Raw genomic sequence first — 20,501 nt, forward strand, 5'->3', positions numbered from 1 at the left:
CGCCCCGCCGCTGCTGGACGCCGCGCTGCCCTTTCTCGCCTCCCTGGAGGCCCTGGAGCCGGACTGGCGGGACCTGCTGGCCCGGGCGGCGGGGACGCCCGGGGCGCCGGTGCCGGAGGCGCTGCTGGAGCGGATTGCCGTGTACTTCGCCTTCCGCCACCTCCTGAAGGCCGTCAACGACGGGGACCTTCTGGGCCGGGCCCAACTGTGCGTGCTGGCGGTGCTGACGGTGGAGCGCCTGGCGGCGGTGTGCGGCCTGGAGGAGGCCCTGCGGCGGTTTTGCTGCGAGGTGGAGCACAGCGGCGAGAACCTGGAGGCCCTGCGGGACGCTGCCTGGGAGGACTCCCTGTCCTGGCGGGCGTCTTTGTGCGAGTTGCTGCAATAAAACGATTTGCATTTGTTGAAAATGTGAAAAGTGCATAAAACCGCTTGACAAATGGCCGGATGTGTTGTACATTGTAGTCACAGGAAAGGAGTGAGTCCCATGGGCTAGGAAAGCTCAGAGATTCTCGAGAGACCTGAATTCCCGGCGCCGTTCGAGTTGAGAACCCCATGATCAAGCATCCCGAAAATCCTGTGATTCCAAGATTCCTGAGATTCCAAAGCAATTTCAAGATTCCCGAGTTTCCCAAGATGGCAAGGTTTGAGCGATCAAAGGTCCCAACGTGAGTTCCAGAAGAAAGGCGAGACTGCGTAACCTCGGAAGTATCCCAAAGACGAAACACACCTCACTATGATGAGACGCACGAGAGCGTTCAAGCAGACGTCTGCGTGTCCCGATGTTTCATGGATTGGCAGAACCCTGAGTTACCATCCCCCGTACCACTGGCACTCGAACGGCAAACAAGAAAGCACGAGGTATTGACTATTGAATGATCCAATCAACAAGTGAGCCCCCCATTCGTCGCTGGAGCGAATGGGGGGTTGTGCTTTGTATGGGAGGAATTCCGGCCGGTGCCTTTTGAGAGAAAAACCATCCCCCGTCTGCCTCCGGCAGACGGGGGATTTTTGGAGTCAGCCCACCCGGTAGGGCCGCAGCTTCTCCCAGTCGAAGGAAACGCCGGTGCCCGGCTGGGTGCTGGGGGCGATGAAGCCGTCCCGGACCACCGGCGGCTCCACAGTGTAGGCCCAGATGGGGAAGCTGTGGAACTCCACCAGCCCCGGATTGGGCAGTCCCGCCAGCAGGTTTGCATGGAGCTCCTGCATCCCGTGGGAGCTGACCGGCAGGCCGTAGCCCTCCGCCAGCTTGGCCACCGCCGCAAAGCCGGTGATGCCGCAGACGTTGGAGCAGTCGGGGATGGGGTAGGAGATACGGCCCAGCCGGAGGGCCAGCTCATGCTCGTAGACGGTGTGCAGGTTCTCGCCCATGGAGATGGGGAGGGAGGTGGCCTGACCGATGCGGGCGTAGCCCTCGTAGTCGTCGGGGTTGGTGGGTTCCTCCAGCCAGAAGAGGCCGAAGTCCTCCAGCCGCCGGGCCATCCGGATGGCCTGGTCCACGTCCCAGACCATGTTGGCGTCCACCAGGAACAGCGCGTCGTTCCCCACCAGCTTCCGCACGGCCCGGACCCGGTCGATGTCCTCCTGCCCGTCGGCCTTGCCCAGCTTGATTTTCACGCCGGTGTGGCCGTTTTCCAACTGGGCGGAGAGGCTGTCCAGCAGCTCCTTTTCGGAGAAGGCCAGGTCGATGCCGCCGTAATAGGTGCGCACCGGGCGGGGCTCCTGGCCGAAGGCCCGGCACAGGGGCAGATGCTCCCGGCGGAGCTTCGCGTCCCAGAAGGCGATGTCCAGGGCGGAGATGGCGAAGGAGGCGATGCCGCCCCGGGCCACATAGTGGATGCAGCGGTTCATCCGGGCGTTCAGCTCCTCCGGTGTGGTGAAGTCCTGGCCGATGAGCTGGGGTGCCAGGTCATCCTTCAGCAGCCTGGCGATGGCCCCGCCGCCGAAGCCCCCGGTATAGGTGTAGCCGGTGCCCTGGCTGCCGTCCTCCAGCGTGACGGTGGCGGTGACCAGCTCAAAATGCGTGTGGGTCCCGTGGAGCGCGTCCACCAGGCAGCCCTCCAGCGGGACGCGGAAATAGTCGGTGCGGATATCCTGGATCCGGTTCATAAGCTCTCCTCCTCAAAAGCGGCCTGGCCGCAGATAGTTCTATTGTAAAGGGACTCCCCTTCAAAAGCCATTGGAAAAAAGGATAAACTTTCCGGGCGCTTCTGGACACGTTGACGAAAAAGAGCGGCCGCCCGAGGGCGGCCGCCGGTTTCGATGTTTCATTGCCTTTGTGGAGGGTCAAAACCGGGGGGAATGGACGAGCGGCGCGAGCCCGCATGACACAGTCCGTATGCAGGACAGCAGTTTCTCGGGGGTATCCCTTTTTTTGGTGTTGACCTCCTGGTTGACTGCAAATATGACGAGAAAAACGGGCATGGGCGTCCACCATAGCCACCACAGTATTTTTGTGTCGATGATCCAAAATGTCCAAAGGATATTAAAAATAGTATGTCCGATACTGTATATGGTATAGGACGTCTCTATGATGCGGTTTTTTGTCTCCCGTTTCATACCGGACCACTGACCGGAAGCCGCAGCGAAGGATTGGTTTGTGTGATATATTTGACATTGAACGCCTTTGCACCATATCCGACGACCTCGCTGCAACGCATATTCACTGCCTGGGTTGGACTGTTGTATGAATAATCGTCAAAAATATAACTTTCCGTTCCGGAAATGTCATCATAAGCATATAAATATTCCAAATCTCTATCGATCTGACTCATCACAACATCCGTTCCATTGTACTCCATCTCGCATTTGAACTGGAATGTAAGGGCCCTGACACAACCGTGAAAATTCCAACTCATTGTAATTGCTGCAGTCCCCATGCCAACACCCAAATCTCTTAGCACTTGTGTAACTTTTGCTGCAGTCATCCAAGAATAAAATCCACTTATCACAAGAACAATTGCACTTATGGTCGTATCTTGAACAAATTTATATGAAACGCGATCATACTCGGAATACTTACCGGTGTTCCGATAAAAGCCTTCTCCCCTCAGGCGGTTTCCAAGGTACAGGTAGTCCGTATTGTAATATCCGTTACTCCGCCAAGAAGACGATCCGGGAATTGTATCGGATAACAATGCGGGTACATTTCCACCGACTTCATTCGCAGGTGTAGGAATTACCAAATCATGGATGTTTATCACTCTTGTAATCATTCCATCGGACCTTGTGATGCCTTCTCCCCTGATGGATTCAACAATGAGATTAGAGCCGTTTTTCTGTTCGGCCTTCGAGACCAAGTTTCCGTTTCTGTCATAAATAGTGACCACGGCAGAGGCGCTATTACGGGTATAGACGCCTCTATATGTATCGCCAAGGGAATCCACATAATCGAATTCTTCATAATATGGCTGAACGTCAGATGTTCCTAACGCCGATGCGGAAATGCCTAAGGAAAATATCATTGTTACCACGAGACAACATGCAATGATCTTTTTCATAATCTTTTCCTTTCTATTTCCCCTGTTGCCACCTACTGCCTAAAAAGAATTGACGAGTTCACCCAGCGAATTTTGTGTACCCTGTATAAATTTTCCTCCTTTCCTCCAGCACAGAGGTACACGGTTGTTCTGCATCCTTAATTTAACATAAAATCCACAAAATGTCAACTATGGTGCGGCTAATATTTGGACACGTTGACGAAAACCAGCGGCCGCCCGAGGGCGGCCGCTGGTTTTCTCGAAAGATGCGCTTACTTGTGGTCCACGGAGGCCATATAGCTGATCAGCTCCACCATCTTGTTGGCGTAGCCGCACTCGTTGTCGTACCAGGAGACCACCTTCACGAAGGTGTCCGTCAGGGCCAGGCCGGCGGTGGCGTCGAAGATGGAGGTGCGGGCGTCGCCCAGGAAGTCGGAGGAGACCACTGGCTCGTCGGTGTAGCCCAGCACGCCCTTCAGCTCGCCCTCGGAGGCCTCCTTCATGGCCTTGCAGATGTCCTCATAGGAGGCGGGCTTCTCCAGGTTCACGGTCAGGTCCACCACGGACACGTCCAGGGTGGGGACCCGCATGCTCATGCCGGTGAGCTTGCCGTTCAGGGAGGGGATGACCTTGCCCACGGCCTTGGCGGCGCCGGTGGAGGAGGGGATGATGTTGGCGGTGGCCGCCCGGCCGCCGCGCCAGTCCTTCATGGAGGCGCCGTCCAGCAGCTTCTGGGTGGGGGTGACGGAGTGGACGGTGGTCATCAGGCCGTCCTTGATGCCGAACTTCTCATGCAGCACCTTGGCGATGGGGGCCAGGCAGTTGGTGGTGCAGGAGGCGTTGGAGACGAAGGTCATGTCGGAGGTGTACTTCTGGTTGTTGACGCCCATGACGAACATGGGGGTGTCGTCCTTGGAGGGGGCGCCCATCACCACGTGCTTGGCGCCGGCGTCGATGTGGCCCTGGCACTTCTCCTTGGTCAGGTGCTGGCCGGTGCACTCGCAGATATAGTCGGCGCCCACGGAGGCCCAGGGAATGTCCTTGGTCTCCTTCTCGGTGAACACGGCGATCTTCTTGCCGTTGACGATCAGGGCGTTGTCCTCGTAGGACACCTCGCCGGGGAACTTTCCGTGGGTGCTGTCGTAGCGCAGCATATAGGCCATATAGTCGGGGCTCATGAAGGGGTCGTTCAGGCCCACCACCTCCACATCCTCCCGGGAGAGGGCGGCGCGGAACACGAGACGGCCGATGCGGCCAAAGCCATTGATGCCGATTTTGGTTTTCATAGTCAAATAGACTCCTTTCCATACGTGAGAGGCAGGAAAAACGCCCCTCAGCAAAAACGTTTGCGCAAACGTTTGATCCTCTAGATCAAGTGTATCCTATCACAGGGAATTGGATTTTGCAACTGTCAATTCAGATAACATTCAAAAAAAGGGATTGTAGATTTTTGATAAATAATGGCCGGACCGCACAGATTTTATGACAAAAATGGGGGAATGCCCCTTGACGGATGGTAGGATTGTGTCATATACTGTCTCTGCTAATTGATTACGCAAGAGAAAATGCCTTTGCGCAAAGGATGGATAAATATGAAAGTGACCATCAGCGACGTGGCCCGGCTGGCGGGGGTCTCCACCGCCACCGTCTCCCACACCATCAACAACACCCGCTACGTCTCCAGCGAGACCAAGGAGCGGGTGTACCAGGCCATCGCAGAGCTGGGCTACACCCCCGACGCCTCCGCCCGCAGCTTCCGCACCGGGAAGAAGAAGACCATCGGCTTCATCGTGCCGGATATCTCCAACAAGTTTTTCGGCACCATGATCGAGTCGGTGGAGAACTATCTCTCCGGCCACGGCTACCATCTGATCATCGCCAATACCAAGGAGGACATGGACCGGGAGGAGACCAACATCCGCCTGCTGACGGCGGGGCTGGTGGACGGGCTGCTGGTGGCCAGCACCATGGAGGACTTCGGCCGCTTCGACCAGCTGATTCCCGCGGGCTTTCCGGTGGTGCTGGTGGACCGGACCTTTGAGGTCAAGAAGTACTCCTCCATCTGCGTGTCCAACTTCCAGCCCATCTACCGCAGCGTCTGCCGCCTGGCGGGGAAGGGGGACCAGCGCATCGGCATCATCGGCGGACTGCCCCGGCTGTCCTCCACCAAGGAGCGCATCTCCGCCTACCAGCAGGCGGTGGTGGACTGCGGCCTGCCCCAGGACGAGTCGCTGATCCGCTACGGCGACTCCATGGAAAACAGCGCCCGGACCTGCCTGGACGAGCTGCTGGAGCAGAAGTGCGACGCGGTGATCGTCTGCCAGGGGCTGATGGCCTCGGAGACCATCATCTATCTCCATAAGAAGGGCATCCGGCTATCCAGCGACATCGACCTGGTGAGCTTTGTGGACTACGACTCCAATTTCTACCAGCTATACGCCAACCAGATGGACTGCATCGTGCAGCCGGTGGAGGACCTGGGGGAGGCCGCCGGAGAGCAGATCCTCAAGCGCATCGAGGACCCGGAGGCCCCCATCTTTGAAAAGGTGCTGACCTCCGCCTACCGTCCTTATAATATCCCGGATTCCTGGACCCATTCCGACCGGTGAGCCCAAGGCCCGGCGCCAACGGCGCCGGGCCCTCTTTTGTACGCTTTTGCGGCTTGACAAACGGCCCGGCAGCCGCCATGATGGGACTATCCCAAGACGAAGAGGAGCGAGATTTCCATGCGATATGATTTTGACCAGGTGATCGACCGGTCCCAAAACCACGCCGCCAAGTACGACGAGCGGAAGAAGAAATTCGGCACGGAGGACGTCATTCCCCTGTGGATCGCGGATATGGACTTCCGCACCGCCCAACCCATCATCGACGCCCTGACCGCCCGGGCCCAGGAGGGCATCTGGGGCTACACCGCCCGGCCGGAGAGCTATTTTGAGGCCATCCGGGCTTGGCAAAAGCGCCGCAACGGCTGGGACATCCGCCCGGAGCTCATGAGCTTCAGCCTGGGGGTGGTGCAGACCATCTCCGCCATGGTGAAGCTGTTCACCCCGGAGGGGGGCAATGTGCTGATCCAGACGCCGGTGTACTCGGAGTTTTACGACATGGCGGAGGCCTGGAACCGGAATGTGCTGGAAAACCGGTTTGTGGAGCGGGACGGCAAGTGGAGCGTGGACTGGGCGGACTTTGAGGAGAAGGTGGCCCAGGCGGACCTGTTTTTGCTGTGCAGCCCCCACAACCCCCTGGGGATTGTCTGGACGCCGGAGGAGCTGCGGCGGATGGCGGAGCTGTGCATGAAACACCACGTGGTGCTCTTCTCCGACGAGATTCACTCCGACCTGATTTTCCACGGGAAGAAGCACACCCCGGTGGCGTCGCTGTCCCCGGAGATCGGGGCCTATGCGGTCACTGGTATTTCCGGCACCAAGACCTTCAATCTGGCGGGCCTTCAGGCCAGCACGGTGGTGTTCCCCAACGCGCACATGAAGCGGGTCTTCGACCACTACTGGCAGTGCATGGACATTCACCGGAACAACGCCTTCTCCCTCACCGCCATGGAGGCGGCCTTCACCGGCGGGGAGGAGTGGCTGGAGCAGCTTCTGCCCTATCTCAGCGCCAATTTTGACTATGTGACGGCGTACTGCGAGGCCCACATCCCCGGCGTCAGGACCTATGCCCCGGACGCCACCTATCTCATGTGGCTGGACTGCCGGGGGCTGGGGCTGAGCAACCAGGCGCTGCACGACTTCATGATTCAAAAGGCCGGGTTGGGGCTGAACGACGGATGGTCCTTCGGCCGGAGCCTCAGCGGGTTCATGCGGCTGAACGCCGCCTGCCCCAGAAGCGTGCTGGAGCAGGCCATGGCGCGGCTGGAGGCGGCGGTGAAGGCACTGTAAAGAAGAATCGGTTTCCACCGGGGCGGCGGTTTCGCAGGCGGTTTCCTGCGGAGGCGCCGCCCTGGTTTTGGTGCTGCGGGGGCGGAGGGTCCACAGCGGGGAGGGAGGGGACAGGAGCGCCTTACCTGTCTGGCCGGGAGGAGGGACGTTCGCCCCCGGCATCGGGTCCCCGCACCGTCACTTCCGTCTTGTAATTTCCCCACTCGCCCGGTATAATGATCCCAAATCATCAATTTTAGATGGGGGAAAACGCTATGAACACCCGGATGGAACACGACACCATGGGAGAGATCGCCGTCCCGGCGGACCGCCGCTGGGGCGCCCAGACCCAGCGGAGCCTGGAGAACTTCAAGATCGGCGGCGAGCGCCAACCCCGGGAGATCATCACCGCCTTTGCGTACTTAAAGGAGGCCTGCGCCCGGGCCAACGCCTCTGTGGGCAAGCTCACCGCCGCCCAGGCGGAGGCGGTGTCCGCCGCCTGCCGGGAGATCCGGGCGGGGCAGTGGGACGGGGAGTTCCCCCTGGTGGTGTGGCAGACCGGCAGCGGCACCCAGACCAATATGAATGTCAATGAGGTCATCGCCCACCTGGCGGCGGAGCGGGGGGTGGCCCTCCATCCCAACGACCATGTGAACGCCTCCCAGTCCAGCAACGACACCTTCCCCTCCGCTCTCCACATTGCGGCGGCCATCGCCGTGGCAAAGGACGTGCTGCCCGCGGCGGAGCGGCTGGAGGCCGCCTTTGCCCGCCTGGAGGCCGCCTACCCGGATTTGATCCGCATTGGCCGCACCCACCTCCAGGACGCCACCCCTCTCCGCTTTGCCCAGGAGGTCTCCGGCTGGCGGGAGCTGGTGGCGGCGCCCTGCCGGATGCTGCGCCTGGCCCTGCCGGAGCTCTGCCGGCTGGCCATCGGCGGCACCGCCGTGGGCACCGGGCTCAACGCCCCCCGGGGGTACGACGCCATGGTGTGCCGGGCGCTGGCGGAGATGACGGGCCTGCCCTTTGCGCCCGATGAAAACAAGTTCCACGCCCTCACCAGCAAGGATGCCCTGGTCTTCGCCCACGGGGGGCTGAAGGCCCTGGCGGCCAACCTGATGAAGATCGCCAACGACATCCGCTGGGAGGCCAGCGGCCCCCGCTGCGGCATGGGGGAGCTGCACATCCCGGAAAACGAGCCCGGCAGCTCCATCATGCCCGGCAAGGTGAACCCCACCCAGTGCGAGGCCGTCACCATGGCGGCGGTGCAGGTGCTGGGCAACGACGCCGCCGTGGGCATCGCCGCCAGCCAGGGGAACTTCCAACTGAACGTGTTTTTGCCGGTGTCCGCCTACAACTTCCTCCAGTCCGCCCGGCTGCTGGCGGATGTGTGCGAGTCCTTCCGGGTCCACTGCGTGGAGGGGATCACCCCCGACGCGGAGCGGATGGAGGAGAACCTCCGCAACTCCCTGATGCTGGTCACCTGCCTGACGCCCAAAATCGGCTATGAGGCGGCGGCGGCCTGCGCCAAAAAGGCCCTTCAAGAGGGCACCACCCTAAAAGAGGCGGTGCTGGCCCTGGGACTTTTGACGGCGGAGGAGTTTGACGAGACCGTGCGGCCGGAGAAGATGGTTTGACGGCGGTATCCCGCCCCTGCGATTTATTTCGCGGGGGCGGGATACTTTTCTGCCCTCCGCCGTTGTAAAAGCAGAGAGACGGATTTTGACACAGAGGAGGCGAAGGCTTTGCTGGCGATGTATCTTGCCATGCTGGAGACGGAGGAGGACCGGGTGCGGTTTCTGCGGCTTCATGACGCCTGGGAGAAAAAGCTCTACGCCGTGGCGCTCCGCATACTGGGAAATCCCACCCAGGCGGAGGACGCGGTGCAGCAGACCTGGTTTCAGCTGCTGCGGCACTGGAAGCGGGTGGCGGCCCTGCCCCGGGAGGAGGCCGGGGGTTACGCGGTGACGGTAGTGAAAAACGCGGCGCTGGACCTGCTGCGCCAGGAGCGGCGGACGGTTCGCCTGCCGGAGGGCTGGGACCCGCCCGCCCCCGAGATGGGAGAGGCTGGGTACCGCTATCTGGTGGCGCTGATCCGGGCGCTGCCGGAGGGCTACCGCCGGGTATTGGAGCTGAAATGCGTGGAGGAGCGGACCAACCGGGAGATCGCCCGGCGGCTGGGCCTCAATGAGTCCACGGTGGCCACCCGGGTGCTCCGGGGGCGCGCCCTGCTGGCGGAGGCGCTGGAGAGAGGGGGGAAGTCCTGTGGATGAGCGGGAGGCGCTGCTGCGGCGGGCGCTGATGGAGGCAAATCTGGCGGACTATGCCGCCGTCCCGGCGGGGGAGCCGGAGTTCTCTCCCCGGTATCTGCGCCGCCGGGCCCGGCTGCTGGCGGACCCCTTCCGCTGGGCGAAAAAGCGGGCCAGGCCCCTCTGGCGGCGGGCGGTGCAAAGCGCCGCCTGCGCGGCGCTGGCCTGCGCGGTGGCCTTGGGGGCGGCCATGGCCGTAAGCCCCACGGTCCGGGCGGCGGTGCTGGGTTGGCTGCGGGAGCTTACCGGTCCGAGTATTCACTATTCCCCCACGGCGGAGGCGGCGCCCTCCGCCGAGCCGCCCCGGTGGCGGCCCAGTGCATTGCCGGAAGGGTGGCGGCTGTACAGCCTCGGCACGCCGGGGCCGGGCGGCGCCGTGACCTGGTACTACCGGAACGGGGAGGAGCGCCTGACCTTTCACTGCTGGTCCGGCGGCAGCGTGGGGGCCACCCTCTCCTGCGACGCGGAGGACGCCTGGGAGGCCGCCGCGGTGAACGGCCGGCCCGCCGACTTCTACCGGGACAAGGCCGGAAACCTGCTGGTCTGGGAGGGGGCGGACGGCGTCCTGTTCCAGCTCCAGGGACCGCTGGACCGGCCGGCGCTGGAGGAGATCGCGGAGGGCGTCGCGGAGACGGCGGCGGAGCCGCTGCCGGCGTACCGCCTGGGCTGGCTGCCGGAGGGGGCCGGGGAGCCCTATGGCCGTTCCGTCCTCCGGGAGGCGGTGGAGGAGCAGTTCACGGCGGCGGACGGCACCGTGTGTTCCTGGCTCTATGCTTCGGCGGGGGCCGGGCCCCTGGCGGTGCCGCCGGGGGAGGCGGAGGCCGTGACGGTGCGGGGCGTCCAGGGGCGGTACTGGGCCCCAGCGGCAGAGGACGCCGGGGGCGTCACCGTCACCGTGGGCAGCGGGGCGGAGGGGGAGACCTACCGCCTGGCGGACGCGGACCAGACGGCTGTCCTGGTGTGGACGGAGGACGGCGTCACCTTCCGCCTCCGGGGGGCGCTGGACCGGGACACCCTGCTCCGCATGGCGGAGAGCGTGACGGCCGAATAGCACCGCTATGGCTTTGCAACGCCACGCCCCGGCGCATGATGCGCCGGGGCGTGGCGTTTTTCGGCGGCGCCGGGGAGCGGAGCGAGGAGAGAAGCTGCGGGAAACCGGAAAACTATGCACATTTGGTGAATATATACACACTTGCATCCATCCGGCGGCCCCCAGTCCCCGCCCCGTGCAGGTCAAGGCCGCCGCAGGGAGATGTGGCGGAGGAAGATATTGGCAAAATGAGCAAAAGCGTTGAAAGGAACCCGGAAATGTTGTGCAACATGACACTTGCATAAATATTCAGTTAGGGCGTATAATCCAAACATCATCCAAACAACACGGGAGGAGCTTCCATCATGAAGAAGGATAAGAAAGACATCAAGAAGATCGTGCTGGCCTATTCCGGTGGCCTGGATACCTCCATCATCATCCCCTGGCTGAAGGAGAACTACAACAACCCCGAGATCATCGCCGTGGCCGGCGACGTGGGGCAGAATGACGAGCTGGACGGGCTGGAGGAGAAGGCCCTCAAAACCGGCGCCAGCAAGCTGTACATCGCGGACCTCACCGACGAGATGGTGGACGAGGTGATCCTCCCCTCCCTAAAGATGGGCGCAACCTACGAGCAGTACCTGCTGGGCACTGCCTTTGCCCGGCCCATCATCGGCAAAAAGCTGGTGGAGATCGCCAAGGCCGAGGGGGCCGACGCCATCTGCCACGGCTGCACCGGCAAGGGCAACGACCAGGTCCGCTTCGAGCTGGCCATCAAGCGCTTCGCCCCGGACATGACCATCATCGCCCCGTGGCGGGAGTGGGACATCAAGGGCCGGGACGAGGAGATCGACTACGCCGAATCCCACAACGTGCCGCTGAAGATCTCCCGGGAGACCAACTACTCCAAGGACAAGAACCTGTGGCACCTGAGCCACGAGGGACTGGATCTGGAGGACCCCGCCAACGAGCCCCTGTATGAGAAGCCCGGCTTTTTGGAGATGGGCGTCTCCCCCATCACCGCCCCCGACGTCCCCACCTACGTCACCATCGACTTTGAAAAGGGCGTGCCCGTGGCCGTAGACGGCGAGAAGATGAAGGCCAGCGACATCATCCGCAAGCTGAACCGCCTGGGCGGCGAGAACGGCATCGGCCTGCTGGACATCGTGGAAAACCGGCTGGTGGGCATGAAGGACCGGGGCGTGTACGAGACCCCCGGCGGCACCATCCTCTACAAGGCCCACCAGTGCCTGGAGATGCTCACCGTGGACAAGGATACCGCCCACATGAAGAGCAAGCTGGCGGTGGACTTCGCGGACCTGGTGTACAACGGCAAGTGGTTCACCCCCCTGCGGGAGGCCCTCAGCGCCTTTGCCGACGCCACCCAGGTCCATGTCACCGGCAGCGTGAAGCTGAAGCTCTACAAGGGCAACATGATCACCGCCGCCATCACCTCTCCCGAGTCGCTGTACTCCGAGGAGCTGGTGACCTTCAACGAGAGCAGCTACGACCAGACCAACGCCACCGGCTTCATCAACCTGTGGGGCCTGCCGGACACGGTGCTGGCGCTGCGGGAGCAGGGAAAGCTCTGAGAGACCCTCCGCCCCTTCTGCCGGGGGCGGGCGCGCCGGGGACTGCCCCTGGGGCACATTTGAAAAGAAAAACGCGGTGCGGGACGGAGAATTTCTTCGCCCCGCGTCTGCGGTGAAAGGATACACGACTATGAAATTATGGGGCGGACGGTTTCAAAAGGAGACCGATGACCTGGTGAACGACTTCAACGCCTCCATCCAGTTCGACCAGCGGCTGTACCGGGAGGACATCACCGGCTCCCTGGCCCACGCCGCCATGCTGGCGGACTGCGGCATCATCTCCCGGGAGGACGCGGCGGCCATCACCCGGGGCCTCCGGGAGATTCTGGAGGACATCGAGGCGGGGAAGGTGGCCTTTACCGCCGAGAACGAGGACATCCACATGAATGTGGAGGCCCTCCTCACCGCCCGCATTGGGGACGCCGGCAAGCGCCTCCACACCGCCCGGTCCCGGAACGACCAGGTGGCCCTGGACTTCCGCATGTACGTCCGGAGGCAGATTCCCGTTCTCACGGGGCAGCTGCTGGAGCTGCTGGCGGTGCTGTGCCGCCAGGGCAGGAAGTACCAGACCGCCGTCATGCCGGGCTACACCCACCTCCAGCGGGCCCAGCCCATCTCCTTCGCCCAGCACCTGATGGCCTACGCCGCCCAGTTCCGCCGGGACGTCACCCGGCTGGAGGACTGCGGCAGGCGGCTCAACGAGTGCCCGCTGGGCTCCGGCGCCCTGGCGGGCACCACCTACCCCATCGACCGCTTCGCCACCGCCGCCGCCCTGGGCTTTGACGGCCCCATGTCCAACTCCCTGGACGGCGTGTCCGACCGGGACTACGCCCTGGAGCTGATGAGCGCCCTGTCCATTTTGATGATGCACCTCAGCCGCTTTTCCGAGGAGATCATCCTCTGGTGCAGCTGGGAGTTCAAGTTCATCGAGCTGGACGACGCCTACGCCACCGGCTCGTCCATCATGCCCCAGAAGAAAAATCCGGACGTGGCGGAGCTGGTCCGGGGCAAGACCGGCCGGGTCTACGGCGATCTGATGAGCCTGCTGACCACCATGAAGGGCCTGCCCCTGGCCTACAACAAGGACATGCAGGAGGACAAGGAGCCGGTGTTCGACGCCATCGACACCGTGGAGATGTGCCTGCCGGTGTTCACCGCCATGCTGGACACCATGACCGTCCGCACGGACAACATGCGCGCTGCGGCGGGGAAGGGCTTCATCAACGCCACCGACTGCGCCGACTACCTGACGAAAAAGGGGATGCCCTTCCGGGACGCCTACACCGCCGTGGGCCGCCTGGTGTCCGCCTGCACCGCCCAGGGCAAGACCCTGGAGGAGCTGACCCTGGAGGAGCTGCGGGCCGTGTCGCCCCTGTTTGAGGCGGACGTCTACGACGCGCTGAACCTGGAGAACTGCATGGCCCTGCGGCGGAGCCACGGCGGCCCCGCCGTCGGCGAGACCACCCGGCAGATGGAGGCCGTGGAGCAGTTTGTGGCGGAGCGGACCGCCTGGCAGTGAGGAGAGGCGCATGAAGAAAGGCATTCTGGCGGCCCTGGCGTGGCTGCTGCTGGCGGCGGGCTGCGCCGCGCCGCCCCCGGCGGCTATGGAGGACGCTCCCACAGAGGAGAACCCGGCGTCCCAAGAGGAGCCGGCAACCGAAAAGGATCCGGCGCCCGGTGAAGAGCCGGTCTCCCCGGAGGCGCTCTTTGCCTCCCTGCCGGACACCCTCCTGCTGGCCAGCGGCGCAGGCGGCTGGTCCATGGAGCTGACGGTGGCGGAGGACGGCGCCTTCTCCGGCGTGTACCACGATTCGGACATGGGCGTTACGGGGGAGGACTTTCCCAACGGGACCGTGTATACCTGTGCCTTCAGCGGAAAACTCGGCTCGCCCCGGCAGGTGAGCGAGCACACCTACTCCGTGGCTGTGGAGGCCCAGGAGCGGGAGGAGGCCCCGGCGGTCTCCTACGCGGACGGCGTGCGGTACATCGCCGCCGAGTCCTACGGCCTGGAGGGGGCGGAAACGCTGCTGCTGTGCCTGCCCGGCGCGGCGGAGGCGGAGCTGCCGGAGGACTTTCACGCCGGATGGGCCGAGGAGTACCGGGACCCGGCGGCGCTGGACTTCACCGTGCTGTACAACGAGAGCGCGGGACTGGCCTTCGTGGAATTTCCGGTGAGAGAGGGGACATAAGATGAGCAAACCCAAGGTGTATATCGACGGCCGGGAGGGCACCACCGGCCTGCAAATCTACGACCGCCTGGCGGGGCGGGACGATCTGGAGCTGCTGGTCATCGACGAGGAGAAGCGGAAGGACCCCCGGGAGCGGAAGCGGCTGATGGACGGGGCGGACATCGTGTTTTTGTGCCTGCCGGACGATGCCGCCCGGGAGGCGGCGGCCCTGGTGGGGAACCCGGCCACCCGCATCATCGACGCCTCCACGGCCCACCGCACCGCCCCGGGATGGGAGTACGGCTTTGCGGAGCTGTCCCCCCGCCACCGCCGGGCCATTGCGGAAAGCCATCGGGTGGCCAACCCCGGCTGCCATGCCACGGGTTTCATCTCCGGCGTCTACCCCCTGGTGTCCGCGGGGCTGCTCCCCGCGGACTACCCCCTGGTGTGCTTCTCCCTCACCGGCTACTCCGGCGGCGGCAAGAAGATGATTGCCCAGTACGAGGGGGAGAGAGACGAGGCGCTGTCCAGCCCCCGCATCTACGGCCTGGACCAGCGGCACAAGCACCTGCCGGAGATGCAGAAGGTCTGCGGCCTGACCCGGCCCCCGGCGTTCTCCCCGGTGGTGGACGACTACTACCAGGGCATGGCCACCACCGTCTCTCTGCACAACGCCCTGCTCTCCGGCGGCGCCGCCGCCCGGGACGTCTGGGAGGCGCTGTGCGAGCACTACCGGGGCCAGGCGCTGGTGCGGGTGGCCCCCTTCGGCGGGGAGACGCCCATGCTGGCCGCCAACACCCTGGCGGGGAAGGACACCCTGACCCTGGTGGTCTGCGGCGGCGAGACCCATACCACCGTCACCGCCCTGTTCGACAATCTGGGCAAGGGCGCCTCCGGCGCCGCCGTCCAGAACATGAACCTGATGCTGGGCCTTCCAGAGCTGACCGGCCTGAGCGTGTAGGAAAGCGGGGCGCCCGGGGCTGGAGACCGGGGCCGCCCGCCTTCCAATTCTGAATTGAGACAGCGAGGTACTCTTATGCTGAACTTTATTGCAGGCGGCGTCTGCGCCGCCCAGGGCTTCCGGGCCGCCGGCATCCATGTGGGGGTCAAGACCCACGCGGCCTGGAAAAAGGACGTGGCCCTCATCGTCTCCGACGTGGACTGCGCGGCGGCGGCGGTGTTCACCAAAAACGTGGTGAAGGCCGCCCCCATCCACGTGGACAAAAAGCACCTGGCCGACGGGAGGGCCCGGGCCATCATCGCCAACAGCGGCAACGCCAACGCCTGCGCCCCCCAGGGGGAGGAGAACGCCGTCCGCATGTGCGCGGCGGCGGCCGCCGCCATCGGCTGCCGGGGGGAGGACGTGCTGGTGTCCTCCACCGGCGTCATCGGCCAGACCCTCAACGTGGGCGTCATCGAGGCGGGTGTGCCGGCGCTGCACGCCGCCCTGGAGCGCTCCGAGGCGGCCAGCGACGCGGCGGCCCACGCCATCATGACCACCGACACCGAGAAGAAGGAGGCGGCGGTGGAGACCGTGGTGGGGGGGAAGACCGTCCGCCTGGGGGGCATCGCCAAGGGCAGCGGCATGATTCACCCCAACATGGGCACCATGCTCTGCTTCCTCACCACCGACTGCGCCATCTCCCCGGAGATGATCCGGGCCGCCCTGCTGGAGACGGTGAACGTCAGCTTCAACCGCATCAGCGTGGACGGAGACACCTCCACCAACGACAGCTGCATCGTCCTGGCCAACGGCCTGGCGGGCAACCCGGCCATCACCGCCAAGGGGGAGGACTACGCGGCCTTTGTCTCGGCGCTGAAGGCCCTGTGCATCCGCCTGGCCCAGCAGATGGCCGCCGACGGCGAGGGGGCCAAGCACCTCATCACCTGCACGGTGACGGGGGCCGGGAGCGAGGCGGGCGCCGAGACGGTGGCCAAGTCCGTCGTCTCCTCCACCCTGACCAAGGCCGCCATCTTCGGCGCCGACGCCAACTGGGGTCGGGTGCTGTGCGCCATGGGCTACTCCGGGGAGGACTTCGACCCCGAGGCCGTGGACGTGTCCTTTGCCAGCGCGGCGGGGGAGATCGCTGTGTGCCGCCGGGGCCGGGGTCTGGACTTTGACGAGGACCTGGCCAAACGGATTTTGACGGAGCACGATGTGGAGATCCGCATCGCCATGGGCGAGGGGGATGGAAGCTGCACCTGCTGGGGCTGCGACATCACCTACGACTATATCAAGATCAACGGGGATTACCGCACCTGAGGTCCGCTCAGGCGGCCCCGCCCCATCAAAAGGAGTGAGCGCTATGTCATCCCACGCGCAGCAGGCCAAGACCCTGGTGGAGGCCCTGCCCTATATTCAAAAATTCACCGGCAAGACCATCGTGGTGAAGTACGGCGGCAACGCCATGATCTCCGACGGCCTGCGCAGGGCCGTCATGAGCGACATCATCCTCCTGAGCCTGGTGGGCATCCGGGTGGTGGTGGTCCACGGCGGCGGGCCGGAGATCTCCGACATGCTGAAAAAAATCGGCCACCCCTCCCGCTTTGTGGACGGCCTGCGCTACACCGACGAGGAGACCATGGACGTGGTCCAGGCGGTTCTGTGCGGCAAGGTGAATAAAAACCTGGTGGCCCAGCTCAACCGCCTGGGCGGCCGGGCCATCGGCCTGTGCGGCATGGACGGGCAGCTCTTCCAGGCAGAGCGGCTGGACGAGCGGTACGGCCTGGTGGGCAGAATCACCGGCGTGGACCCCGAGCCGGTGGAAAACGCCCTGCTGACGGGGTACATCCCGGTGGTGTCCACCGTGGCCCAGGGCATGGACGCCGACACCGCCTACAACATCAACGCCGACACCGCCGCCGCCAAGCTGGCGCAGGCCCTCCACGCCGAGAAGCTGATTTTGCTGACGGATGTCCGGGGCCTTCTGCGGGACCCCCGGGACGAGGATACCCTCATCCACGTGGTCCACACCTACGAGGTGCCGGGCCTGGTGGCGGACGGCACCATCTCCGGCGGCATGATTCCCAAGCTGGAGTGCTGCGTGGATGCCATCGCCGGCGGCGTGGAGCGGGTCCACATTCTGGACGGACGCATTCCCCACTCCATTTTGATCGAGCTGCTCTCCGACCAGGGCATCGGCACCATGCTGAAAAAGGAGGACTGAGAGATGAACTCAGCGGAGATCCAGGCCCTGACGGGCCAGTACATCATGAACACCTACGGCCGCTACCCCGTGGCCGTCGATCACGGCGAGGGCGCCCGGCTGTACGCCCCCGAGGGCCGGGCGTACATCGACTTCACCAGCGGTATCGGCGTGAGCTGCCTGGGCTACGGCAATGCGGCCTGGGCCAAGGCCCTGGGAGATCAGGCGGCAAAGCTGGGCCACGTGTCCAACCTCTTTTACACAGAGCCCCCCGCCCGGCTGGCGGAGGTTCTCTGCAAGCGCACCGGCATGAGCAACGTGTTCTTCGCAAACGGCGGCGGCGAGGCCAACGAGGGCATGATCAAGCTGGCGAGAAAGTACAGCTTCGACAAGTACGGCCGGGGCCGTGCCACCATCCTCACCCTGAACAACTCCTTCCACGGCCGCACCATCACCACCCTCACCGCCACCGGCCAGGAGGTGTTCCACAACTACTTCTTCCCCTTCACCGAGGGCTTCCGCTACATCGACGCCAACGACCTCGCCTCCCTGGAATCCCAGGCCGGGGACGACGTGTGCGCCGTCATGGTGGAGCTGATCCAGGGGGAGGGGGGCGTGCTGCCTCTGGAGCCGTCCTACGTCCAGGCGCTGGCGAAGCTCTGCGCGGAGCGGGACTGGCTGCTGCTGGCGGACGAGGTCCAGACCGGCGTGGGCCGCACCGGCAGCCTCTTCGCCTTCCAGCACTACGGCATTCTGCCCGACGCGGCCTCCTTCGCCAAGGGCATCGCCGGCGGACTGCCCATGAGCGGCGTCCTGGCCGCCGGGAAGTGCCGGGACGTCCTCACCCCCGGCACCCACGCCACCACCTTCGGCGCCAACCCCGTCTGCGCCGCCGCGGGACTGGTGGTGCAGGAGACGCTGAGCGACGCCTTTTTGGCGGAGGTCCGGGAGAAGGGCGACTACCTGCGCAGCCGGATCGAGGCGCTGAACCTGCCCTGCTTCGGGAAGACCCGGGGCATGGGCCTCATGATCGGCATCGAGGTGCGGGAGGGCTTTTCCAACAAGGCCCTGGCGAACCGGCTCATCGAGGGCGGCCTCCTGGTGCTCACCGCCGGCTCCGGGATGCGGCTGCTGCCCCCCCTGACCATCACCCGGGAGGAGATGGACCAGGGCGTGGACATTCTGCAGGCGGTTTTGGGCTGAACGTGCCCTGCCACAACGTTCGGGGTTCCAATTGATATGCCGCCGGGCCGCCCTGCGCCCGGCGGAGAAAAGAGAGAGGTATCTATGGACAATCACACCCATTTTTTGAAGCTGCTGGACTTCACCCCCGCCGAGATCGGCCGGTTTCTGGACACCGCCGCGGACCTGAAGGCCAAGAAGAAGGCGGGCGTTCCCCACCGGTATCTGGAGGGCAAAAACGTGGCCCTCATCTTTGAGAAGACCTCCACCCGCACCCGCTGCGCCTTTGAGGTGGCCGCCCAGGATCTGGGCATGGGCTCCACCTATCTGGGCCCCACCGGCAGCCAGATCGGCGTGAAGGAGTCCATTGCGGACACCGCCCGGGTTCTGGGCCGGATGTTTGACGGCATCGAGTACCGGGGCTTCGGCCAGGAGCTGGTGGAGGAGCTGGCCCGGTACGCCGGGGTCCCCGTGTTCAACGGGCTGACCAACGAGTTCCACCCCACCCAGATTCTGGCGGACTTCCTCACCATCCGGGAGCATTTCGGCACCCTCCAGGGGGTGAAGCTGGTGTACCTGGGGGACGCCCGGTACAACATGGGCAACAGCTTGATGGTGGGCTGCGCCAAGATGGGGATGCACTTCGTGGCCTGCGCCCCCAGGGCCTACATGCCGGAGGAGCGCCTGGTGGCCGTCTGCCGGGACATCGCCCGGGAGACCGGCGCCGTGTTGGAATTCCTGGAGGACCCCATGGCCGCCACCAGGGACGCCCACGTGCTCTACACCGACGTGTGGGTCTCCATGGGCGAGCCGGCGGAGGTGTGGCAGGAGCGCATCGCCGCCCTGGGGCCCTATCAGGTGACCAAAGCTCTCATGGACAACGCCGGCCCCCAGTGCCGCTTCATGCACTGCCTGCCCGCCTACCACGACCACAAGACCAAGGTGGGGAAGGAGATGGGGGAGCGGTTCGGCCGGGATGCCATGGAGGTCACCGACGAGGTCTTCGAGTCCCCCCAGTCCATCGTCTTTGACGAGGCGGAAAACCGGATGCACACCATCAAGGCCGTGCTGTACGAGCTGATGAAATAACCCGCCAAAAGCGCCCCTCCCGCGGGAGGGGCGTTTCTTTTTGCCGGAGGATGTGGTATTCTGGGGGAGGAATCCCCCGGGGCGCCGGGGCCGCAACCGCCGGTTGACAAAAAGAAACGGGCGGATGGTTGCGCCGGGGCGGGCCCTTTGCTACCATGGCCTTAAAAAGGAGGAGAAACTATGCAGGAACAGACAACCTTGGGAGGCCGTATTCAGGAGGGCCGCCGGGCTGCGGGCCTCAGCCAGGAGGCGCTGGGGGAGCGGCTGGGGGTCTCCCGCCAGGCGGTGAGCAAGTGGGAGTCGGATGCCGCCGTGCCGGAGCTGGAAAACCTCATCGCCATGAGCCGCCTCTTCGCCGTCTCCGTGGGGCGGCTGCTGGGCGTGGAGCCGGAGGACCCCGGCGGCGAGGTCCCCCGGGAGGGACTGACGGACCGGGAGCTCCAGGCGGCGGAGGCCATCGCCGCCAAGTATGCGGAGGCGGCGGGACAGGGCGCCAGGCGCCGCTATCCGGGACGTAGAGAGGGGTTGCTCTGCAGCAGCCTCGGGATCTTCATGTGGCGGAATATCGTTAAACCAGCTGTCCAGCTTCTGACGCAGCTTGTCCACGCCCTGCTTTTTCAGGGAAGAAAAGGCTTCA

18 protein-coding genes are annotated in these 20,501 nt (G+C 64.2%); 15 read left to right on the forward strand and 3 right to left on the reverse strand.

What is annotated here, in order from left to right; genetic code table 11:
* Positions 1 to 385: hypothetical protein (locus QZS21_RS09365; RefSeq protein ID WP_366557600.1), on the forward strand; the 385-nt coding region annotated here is incomplete at its 5' end.
* Between the two features lie 629 nt (positions 386 to 1,014).
* Here QZS21_RS09365 and QZS21_RS09370 read toward each other — a convergent pair.
* From QZS21_RS09370 to gap, 3 genes are all read right to left on the reverse strand, one after another.
* Positions 1,015 to 2,106 carry a mandelate racemase/muconate lactonizing enzyme family protein gene (locus QZS21_RS09370; RefSeq protein WP_295582698.1) on the reverse strand — a complete coding sequence of 364 codons (1,092 nt, stop codon included), beginning with the start codon at positions 2,104 to 2,106 and terminating at the stop codon, positions 1,015 to 1,017.
* 446 nt (positions 2,107 to 2,552) lie between these two features.
* Positions 2,553 to 3,497, reverse strand: a complete 945-nt coding sequence (locus QZS21_RS09375) for a hypothetical protein (protein WP_295582701.1) — start codon at positions 3,495 to 3,497, stop codon at positions 2,553 to 2,555.
* A gap of 251 nt (positions 3,498 to 3,748) precedes the next feature.
* A complete protein-coding gene (gap, locus tag QZS21_RS09380) occupies positions 3,749 to 4,762 on the reverse strand; it encodes a type I glyceraldehyde-3-phosphate dehydrogenase (protein WP_295582703.1) in 1,014 nt (337 codons plus the stop codon).
* Positions 4,763 to 5,068: 306 nt separating this feature from the next.
* Here gap and QZS21_RS09385 point away from each other — a divergent pair, with 306 nt between their 5' ends.
* From QZS21_RS09385 to QZS21_RS11665, 14 genes are all read left to right on the forward strand, one after another.
* On the forward strand, positions 5,069 to 6,085 hold the full coding sequence (locus tag QZS21_RS09385; RefSeq protein ID WP_295582705.1) for a LacI family DNA-binding transcriptional regulator: 1,017 nt from the start codon (positions 5,069 to 5,071) through the stop codon (positions 6,083 to 6,085).
* A 117-nt stretch (positions 6,086 to 6,202) separates the two neighbouring features.
* The gene (locus QZS21_RS09390; RefSeq protein WP_295582707.1) at positions 6,203 to 7,372 is read left to right on the forward strand and encodes a MalY/PatB family protein; all 1,170 of its coding nucleotides are present in this window, start codon (positions 6,203 to 6,205) and stop codon (positions 7,370 to 7,372) included.
* Between the two features lie 254 nt (positions 7,373 to 7,626).
* Entirely contained in the window at positions 7,627 to 8,985 is a 1,359-nt protein-coding gene (locus QZS21_RS09395; RefSeq protein WP_295582709.1) for a lyase family protein, read from the forward strand.
* Between the two features lie 117 nt (positions 8,986 to 9,102).
* On the forward strand, positions 9,103 to 9,621 hold the full coding sequence (locus QZS21_RS09400) for an RNA polymerase sigma factor (RefSeq protein ID WP_295582730.1): 519 nt from the start codon (positions 9,103 to 9,105) through the stop codon (positions 9,619 to 9,621).
* Positions 9,614 to 10,708 carry a DUF4367 domain-containing protein gene (locus QZS21_RS09405; RefSeq protein WP_295582711.1) on the forward strand — a complete coding sequence of 365 codons (1,095 nt, stop codon included), beginning with the start codon at positions 9,614 to 9,616 and terminating at the stop codon, positions 10,706 to 10,708. Before QZS21_RS09400 ends, QZS21_RS09405 begins: the two co-directional genes overlap by 8 nt.
* A gap of 344 nt (positions 10,709 to 11,052) precedes the next feature.
* Positions 11,053 to 12,279 carry an argininosuccinate synthase gene (locus QZS21_RS09410; RefSeq protein WP_295582714.1) on the forward strand — a complete coding sequence of 409 codons (1,227 nt, stop codon included), beginning with the start codon at positions 11,053 to 11,055 and terminating at the stop codon, positions 12,277 to 12,279.
* Positions 12,280 to 12,409: 130 nt separating this feature from the next.
* Complete coding sequence (argH, locus tag QZS21_RS09415; RefSeq protein WP_295582716.1) at positions 12,410 to 13,798, forward strand: argininosuccinate lyase; 1,389 nt, start codon at positions 12,410 to 12,412, stop codon at positions 13,796 to 13,798.
* Between the two features lie 10 nt (positions 13,799 to 13,808).
* Positions 13,809 to 14,468 (forward strand): hypothetical protein, encoded by a 660-nt coding sequence (locus QZS21_RS09420; protein WP_295582718.1) that lies wholly within the window; start codon positions 13,809 to 13,811, stop codon positions 14,466 to 14,468.
* Between the two features lies 1 nt (position 14,469).
* Entirely contained in the window at positions 14,470 to 15,408 is a 939-nt protein-coding gene (gene argC, locus QZS21_RS09425; protein WP_295582720.1) for an N-acetyl-gamma-glutamyl-phosphate reductase, read from the forward strand.
* A gap of 75 nt (positions 15,409 to 15,483) precedes the next feature.
* A complete protein-coding gene (gene argJ / locus QZS21_RS09430) occupies positions 15,484 to 16,710 on the forward strand; it encodes a bifunctional glutamate N-acetyltransferase/amino-acid acetyltransferase ArgJ (protein ID WP_295582722.1) in 1,227 nt (408 codons plus the stop codon).
* Between the two features lie 43 nt (positions 16,711 to 16,753).
* Positions 16,754 to 17,614, forward strand: a complete 861-nt coding sequence (argB, locus tag QZS21_RS09435; protein WP_295582724.1) for an acetylglutamate kinase — start codon at positions 16,754 to 16,756, stop codon at positions 17,612 to 17,614.
* 3 nt (positions 17,615 to 17,617) lie between these two features.
* Complete coding sequence (locus QZS21_RS09440) at positions 17,618 to 18,796, forward strand: aspartate aminotransferase family protein (RefSeq protein WP_295582726.1); 1,179 nt, start codon at positions 17,618 to 17,620, stop codon at positions 18,794 to 18,796.
* 84 nt (positions 18,797 to 18,880) lie between these two features.
* Positions 18,881 to 19,864, forward strand: coding sequence for an ornithine carbamoyltransferase (gene argF / locus QZS21_RS09445; RefSeq protein WP_295582728.1), 984 nt, complete (start codon positions 18,881 to 18,883; stop codon positions 19,862 to 19,864).
* Between the two features lie 180 nt (positions 19,865 to 20,044).
* Positions 20,045 to 20,501: helix-turn-helix transcriptional regulator (locus QZS21_RS11665; RefSeq protein ID WP_366557601.1), on the forward strand; the 457-nt coding region annotated here is incomplete at its 3' end.

The sequence above is a fragment of the uncultured Oscillibacter sp. genome (genome assembly GCF_900544955.1).
In the GTDB taxonomy this organism is placed as follows: Bacteria; Bacillota; Clostridia; order Oscillospirales; family Oscillospiraceae; genus Oscillibacter.